Origin of the sequence: Buttiauxella sp. B2, from assembly GCF_006376615.1 — a bacterium.
Lineage (GTDB): Bacteria > Pseudomonadota > Gammaproteobacteria > Enterobacterales > Enterobacteriaceae > Buttiauxella.
Genome location: NZ_VEXQ01000034.1, coordinates 20,348 through 27,111, shown reverse-complemented (window position 1 = coordinate 27,111; position 6,764 = coordinate 20,348). Strand labels below are relative to the sequence as shown.

Sequence of the window (6,764 nt, the reverse complement as noted above, 5' to 3'; positions counted from 1 at the left end):
CCTAAATTCGCGTTAATTTTACTGACTGCTGCATTCCACAGCAAAACCCCGCCTTATACGCAGTTGTGCACAAAGTTATCCACAATCGTGATGAAGTCCTAAATTTTTCGAGCGTGACGCAAACGTTTTCGCTACAATGCACCCGCAATAAAAGGACGCCCCGTTTTGGGGCGTTAGCTGAGTTTTAGGGAAAATAACTAAAATTCAGCTAACGCTCTTCTATATGCGAACCAAAGCTAAGGGATCAAACCATGCAACAACGTCGTCCTGTACGCCGCGCTCTGCTCAGTGTTTCTGACAAAGCCGGTATCGTCGAATTCGCCCAGGCACTCTCCCAACGTGGCGTAGAGCTGCTGTCCACTGGCGGAACCGCTCGTCTGCTGGCTGAAGCTGGCCTGCCGGTAACCGAAGTCTCTGACTACACCGGTTTCCCGGAGATGATGGATGGACGCGTCAAAACCCTGCATCCAAAGGTGCATGGTGGCATTCTCGGTCGTCGCGGCCAGGATGATGCCATCATGGAACAACACGCAATCTCCCCAATTGATATGGTTGTCGTCAACCTTTACCCATTTGCCCAGACAGTTGCCCGTGAAGGTTGCTCTTTGGAAGATGCGGTTGAGAACATTGATATCGGCGGTCCAACGATGGTGCGCTCCGCTGCGAAGAACCATAAAGATGTCGCAATCGTAGTAAAGAGCAGTGACTACGCAGCAATTATTAGCGAGCTGGATACTAACGAAGGTTCTCTTACACTCGAGACTCGTTTCGATTTAGCGATTAAGGCATTTGAGCACACCGCCGCTTACGACAGCATGATTGCCAACTACTTCGGTAGTCTGGTTCCTGCTTATCACGGCGAAAGCAAAGAACCTTCCGGCCGCTTCCCTCGAACGCTGAATCTGAACTTCATTAAGAAGCAGGATATGCGCTATGGCGAAAACAGCCATCAACAAGCTGCCTTCTATATAGAAGAAGAAATTAAGGAAGCGTCCGTCGCAACGGCAACCCAGGTTCAGGGTAAGGCACTCTCTTATAACAACATCGCAGATACCGATGCGGCGCTGGAGTGTGTGAAAGAGTTCAACGAACCGGCCTGCGTCATCGTCAAACACGCCAACCCTTGTGGCGTAGCAGTCAGCGATTCCTTATTAGATGCATACGACCGCGCTTACAAAACCGATCCTACTTCCGCATTCGGCGGTATCATCGCGTTTAACCGCGAACTGGATGCACAAACCGCACAAGCGATTATCTCCCGCCAGTTTGTCGAAGTTATTATTGCCCCTTCAGCAAGCGAAGAAGCGTTGAAGATCACCGCAGCTAAGCAAAACGTTCGTGTTTTGACTTGCGGCCAGTGGCAGCAGCGCGTCCCGGGTCTGGATTTCAAACGCGTCAACGGCGGCATGTTAGTACAAGATCGCGATTTGGGAATGGTGACTGCCGCAGACCTACGCGTTGTAAGCAAACGCCAGCCAACCGAGCAAGAACTGCGTGATGCGCTGTTCTGCTGGAAAGTGGCGAAGTTTGTTAAATCCAATGCAATTGTGTATGCCCGCGAGAATATGACCATCGGCATAGGTGCCGGGCAGATGAGCCGGGTTTACTCCGCCAAAATTGCCGGTATTAAAGCAAGCGACGAAGGCCTGGAAGTAAAAGGTTCCGCAATGGCCTCTGATGCTTTCTTCCCGTTCCGCGACGGTATTGATGCCGCAGCAGCGGTTGGCGTGAGCTGTGTTATCCAGCCGGGTGGATCGATCCGCGACGAAGAAGTGATCGCCGCAGCCGACGAACATGGGATCGCAATGATCTTTACCGACATGCGCCACTTCCGCCATTAATCCGGAGCATCCATAAATGAAAGTATTAGTCATCGGTAACGGCGGGCGCGAACACGCCCTGGCCTGGAAAGCTTCGCAGTCGCCGAAAGTCGCAACTGTGTTTGTCGCACCAGGCAATGCGGGCACAGCTCTGGAACCTGCGTTGCAGAACGTCGCAATTAATCCGACGGATATTCCTGCCCTGCTCAGCTTTGCACAAAATGAAAAAATCGATCTGACGATTGTCGGTCCGGAAGCTCCGCTGGTTATCGGTGTGGTTGATGCGTTCCGCGCTGCGGGTCTGAAAATCTTTGGCCCAACGCAAGGTGCCGCACAGTTAGAAGGGTCTAAAGCGTTCACTAAGGATTTCCTGGCTCGCCATAAAATCCCTACTGCCGAATACCAGAACTTTACAGAAGTTGAGCCCGCGCTGGCGTACGTCCGTGAAAAAGGTGCACCGATTGTAATTAAGGCTGATGGCCTGGCCGCTGGTAAAGGCGTGATTGTTGCGATGACGCAAGAAGAAGCTGAAGCTGCCGTTAACGATATGCTGGCTGGCAACGCCTTTGGTGACGCCGGGCACCGCATCGTGGTGGAAGAGTTTCTTGATGGTGAAGAAGCCAGCTTCATTGTGATGGTAGACGGTGAAAATGTACTGCCAATGGCTACCAGCCAGGACCACAAACGTGTTGGTGATGGTGATAGCGGCCCGAACACTGGCGGTATGGGCGCGTACTCTCCGGCTCCTGTTGTAACTGATGAAGTCCACCAGCGTGTAATGGATCTGGTTATCTGGCCAACAGTGCGTGGCATGGCTGCTGAAGGAAATACCTATACGGGCTTTCTGTATGCCGGTCTTATGATCGACACACAAGGTAATCCGAAGGTTATCGAGTTCAACTGCCGCTTTGGTGACCCGGAAACTCAACCGATTATGTTGCGTCTGCAATCTGACCTGGTTGAACTGTGTCTCGCCGCATGTGATGGCAAGCTTAATGAAACTACCTCAAAGTGGGACGAGCGCCCATCTCTCGGTGTTGTAATGGCTGCTGGCGGCTATCCTGCTGATTACCGTAACGGTGATGTGATCCACGGCTTACCGCTGGAAGAAGTTGCGGACGGTAAAGTGTTCCATGCAGGAACGAAACTGCGTGAGGACGATATGGTTGTGACTAACGGTGGCCGCGTTTTATGTGTCACCGCTTTAGGAGATACCGTCGCGCAAGCGCAGCAACGTGCTTATGAATTGATGAAAGATATTCATTGGGATGGCAGTTTTAGCCGCTCAGATATCGGCTATCGTGCCATTGAACGTGAAAACGCCAGGTAAACTCGAAGTGATACAAAGGACCGCCCTCGTGGCGGTTTTTTTATCTAGAATGTCGCAGGTTTTGGCTGCCAACTGCAGAAGTCCTGATTCGCTACCAGTAACAGCTGTGAACCTTCTGCCGCTTCCAACCAGGCAATACTTACATCCATAGAAGAATGACGTTGGCGATTCGCAATATGGTTTAGCGACACGCTATCGAGTTTAGGCTCGAATGTCTCACCTTCGCAGGTCGTCACGGTGCCATTACTGTGCCAGCGCCCTTGCCGCAAAATAACACGCCCAATGCGTAATGCTTCGCTGGTCGCCTTAGATTGGCTCGCCTGGTATTGATACAAAGCGATTTGATCGTTGGAAAGCTGCTGTTTTTGACCATTCACTTCGCGTTGCATAAAGCTCAGCTCGCCGTGATCGTCAAAACGCACTTTTATATGCTCTGATGGCTGGCTCTGAATCGTCATTTCAATCGATACCAGTTGCTCACCCTGCCAGCGATAATCGCTGGTTGTCGTCGCACCTTTCTGTATCGGACTAAAAACAGTGAGCATATGAACGCTGTCATCGCTGCTGCTGTCTTTACGCCAGATGCGCATGACACCTTGATCGGCAATATATCCGCTCGCGGTAAATGGCGGGAGAGGAGACTGGCTGCTGCATGCCATTAGCAACAATGTGCTTGTCAGTACGGCCAGAGGACGCCAGACAAACAAAAGGGGCGTAAACGCCCCTCTGCTAAAACTGTTCACTGACACTTGTTAACTCTTAACAGCGTCTTTCAGTGCTTTGCCTGAAACAAATGCCGGCACGTTAGCTGCGGCGATTTTGATTTCATTACCGGTCTGTGGGTTACGGCCAGTGCGTTCTGCACGGTGATTTACCTTGAAGGTACCGAAACCAACCAGTTGAACTGCATCACCTTCTTTCAGAGACTCAGTAATTGCAGCCAGGGTGGATTCCAGAGCAGCTTTAGCCTGTACTTTAGACAGATCAGCCTTGTCAGCAATTACATCAATCAGTTGAGTCTTGTTCATAAGTTATCCTTACAATGTGTTTATCGCTTGCTAAGCATCGAGTGCGACGGAAATGCCAAAAAAGCACTCTCCTGCATACACGCACCGATAGCCACTTTTTTTCGCCCCACAAATGTAGACCAGACGGGGGGCTAATTGGAAGCCTTCAGGGGTGACAATTCGGACTGTAAGTCACGTTTTGCTGTCTTACTGCTGCAAATTTATACCAATATTGCTACTACCCGCTTCGCGCAGGTCCGCACGGAGCCCTTTGATAAGCTCAACATCGCGTTCTTCGCAGTCAGCTAACAGGCGGAAAATCTCCCACTGAATGTCCCATTCTTCTTCAACAGCCGGGTTTTCTCTCAGTTCTTCGTCGGTCATTTCACGACCAGCTTGGGTCATTTCTAGCATTGCAACTGTCGTAATTGATGCTTTGCTGACTTCAATCGCATGCTCCAGAGTTTCCCCTGAAAGACGTGAGTGAACTAATTCGCTCAACGCAACACATGCATCGATAGCCGGGTAGACACCGTAAATATCGTAGTCGTCTGCTGAAGGAATGCCTTCTTCGAGTTTCTCAAGTTGGCTATCAAAGTTTACTTTTGCATCTTTGACCGTCAACGTTTCCCAAATCAAATCGAGAATGCGGCGATATAGTTGAGGATCACCAAATTCAGTCTGCTGACAGAACATGGCGTAATTCGGATACATACGTTCGCATAAAGAAGCCATAAAAGTGACGTGCTGCCAGCTTTCCAGTTTCTCCATACGCAAATGGATTGGGTTCTGTAACATAACGATGTCTCAAAGACGGAATATTAGCGGCAGTTTACCCTAATCACCCTTGAATTGCTTGCCACCGCGTGAATGCTGGACGACCGGATGCCACTGCATCTGCCCAGCGAGTCGGCTCGGGTAAACGATATCCAGCCAGACAACGATTCACCCATAACAAAGCCGTATCCAGGCTTACACGATGACCCGTAGAGACAAACAGGGGATTGCAGCGGTTTTTACTGCGTAGTACCCAGGCAAGCGCTTCGCCTTTGTCAGTCAGTAACTGGCAAGCACCAGGTTCTTCGGACAACGGTTCGAACTTCCCGCATAAACGTTTCTTGGCAACGCCAATCGTCGGCACGTCCACCAGCAGGCCAAAATGACTAGCAACCCCTAAACGCCGTGGATGCGAAATACCATGGCCGTCGACAAACAACAGGTCAGGTTTTTGCGTCAGCATTTCCCAGGCAGCTAGTAACGCGGGATATTCACGAAATGAAAGGAATCCGGGGATATAAGGCATGATGGTGGCGACACGCGCCACCTGATATTCAACCAATTCGAGGGAAGGATACTTCAGCAGCACAATGGCGGCTCGTGTCACGTCACCGCCCTGCTCAAACCCAACATCTGCCCCAGCGATTAACCGGGGAGGATACCGCTCAAAGCTATCATCACGGGAAACCTGTGAAGCTAGCTCGATCTGCTGTTCACGCAGGCTTGCGAGATCCATTCCCTCTCCTGATTCTTACTGGTGATACGGCACCGACAAACGGTGTACCGCTTCAACAAACGCTCCAGCGTGTTCTGGCGGAACATCCTGGTGAATGCCATGGCCCAGGTTAAAGACGTGGCCTTCACCTTTGCCAAATCCTGCCAGAATCGTTGCGACTTCTTCTTCGATACGAGCAGGCTGCGCATAAAGCATGGATGGATCCATATTGCCCTGCAACGCGACTTTATGGCCTACACGGCGGCGAGCGTCGGCAATATCCGTTGTCCAGTCTAAGCCAAGCGCGTCACAACCTGTTTCAGCCATCGCTTCCAGCCACTGACCACCACCTTTGGTAAACATGGTTACAGGCACACGGCGACCTTCGTTTTCACGCAGAAGGCCATCGATAATTTTGTGCATGTAATAGAGCGAGAAATGCTGATAGTCACGACCTGTAAGCACGCCGCCCCAGGTATCGAAAATCATAACCGACTGTGCGCCTGCTTTGATTTGCGCATTCAGGTACAGCGTGACGCTTTGTGCCAGCTTATCGAGCAGAAGATGTAGCGCTTGCGGATCGGCATACATCATCTTTTTGATAACGGTAAAAGCTTTGCTGCTGCCGCCTTCGACCATATAAGTCGCCAGCGTCCACGGGCTGCCGGAGAAACCAATCAGCGGCACCTGGCCTGCAAGATTTTTGCGAATTGTACGCACCGCATTCATTACGTAACCCAGCTCATCTTCCGGATCTGGAATAGGCAGTTTTTCGACATCAGCGCGGCTGGTGATTGGCGAGCTAAAACGCGGGCCTTCTCCTGCTTCAAAATAGAGACCCAGCCCCATTGCATCTGGCACGGTGAGGATATCAGAGAAGAGGATCGCCGCATCCAGCGGGTAGCGACGCAACGGTTGCAGAGTCACTTCGCAAGCCAACTCCGCATTTTTGCACAGCGACATAAAATCACCGGCCTGGGCACGAGTGGCTTTGTATTCTGGCAAGTAACGACCTGCCTGTCTCATCATCCATACTGGCGTGGTATCTACAGGTTGGCGTTGTAATGCCCGCAGGTAACGATCGTTCTTCAGTTCAGTCATTTCGCATTTCCTTT

At 51.1% G+C, this 6,764-nt stretch carries 7 protein-coding genes; 2 read left to right on the top strand and 5 right to left on the bottom strand.

The annotated features are described in order from the left end of the window. Positions 1-251: 251 nt before the first annotated feature. Both purH and purD read left to right on the top strand, forming a co-directional pair. Entirely contained in the window at positions 252-1,841 is a 1,590-nt protein-coding gene (gene purH, locus FH968_RS21825) for a bifunctional phosphoribosylaminoimidazolecarboxamide formyltransferase/IMP cyclohydrolase (protein WP_139883315.1), read from the top strand. A gap of 16 nt (positions 1,842-1,857) precedes the next feature. After that, the gene (purD, locus tag FH968_RS21820; protein WP_139883313.1) at positions 1,858-3,150 is read left to right on the top strand and encodes a phosphoribosylamine--glycine ligase; all 1,293 of its coding nucleotides are present in this window, start codon (positions 1,858-1,860) and stop codon (positions 3,148-3,150) included. A gap of 44 nt (positions 3,151-3,194) precedes the next feature. Here the strand turns inward: purD and FH968_RS21815 are convergent, their stop codons facing one another. The 5 genes from FH968_RS21815 to hemE all read right to left on the bottom strand — a co-directional run bounded on the left by FH968_RS21815 (position 3,195) and on the right by hemE (position 6,750). Next, positions 3,195-3,893: a DUF1481 domain-containing protein gene (locus tag FH968_RS21815; protein WP_139883319.1), complete on the bottom strand. Its 699-nt coding sequence runs from the start codon at positions 3,891-3,893 to the stop codon at positions 3,195-3,197. A gap of 9 nt (positions 3,894-3,902) precedes the next feature. Then, a complete protein-coding gene (hupA, locus tag FH968_RS21810) occupies positions 3,903-4,178 on the bottom strand; it encodes a nucleoid-associated protein HU-alpha (RefSeq protein ID WP_034492331.1) in 276 nt (91 codons plus the stop codon). 186 nt (positions 4,179-4,364) lie between these two features. Next, positions 4,365-4,955, bottom strand: a complete 591-nt coding sequence (locus FH968_RS21805) for a YjaG family protein (RefSeq protein ID WP_139883311.1) — start codon at positions 4,953-4,955, stop codon at positions 4,365-4,367. Positions 4,956-4,998: 43 nt separating this feature from the next. Continuing rightward, positions 4,999-5,670 (bottom strand): deoxyribonuclease V, encoded by a 672-nt coding sequence (nfi, locus tag FH968_RS21800; RefSeq protein WP_139883309.1) that lies wholly within the window; start codon positions 5,668-5,670, stop codon positions 4,999-5,001. A 15-nt stretch (positions 5,671-5,685) separates the two neighbouring features. Then, positions 5,686-6,750, bottom strand: a complete 1,065-nt coding sequence (gene hemE, locus FH968_RS21795; protein ID WP_139883307.1) for a uroporphyrinogen decarboxylase — start codon at positions 6,748-6,750, stop codon at positions 5,686-5,688. Positions 6,751-6,764: the final 14 nt, after the last annotated feature.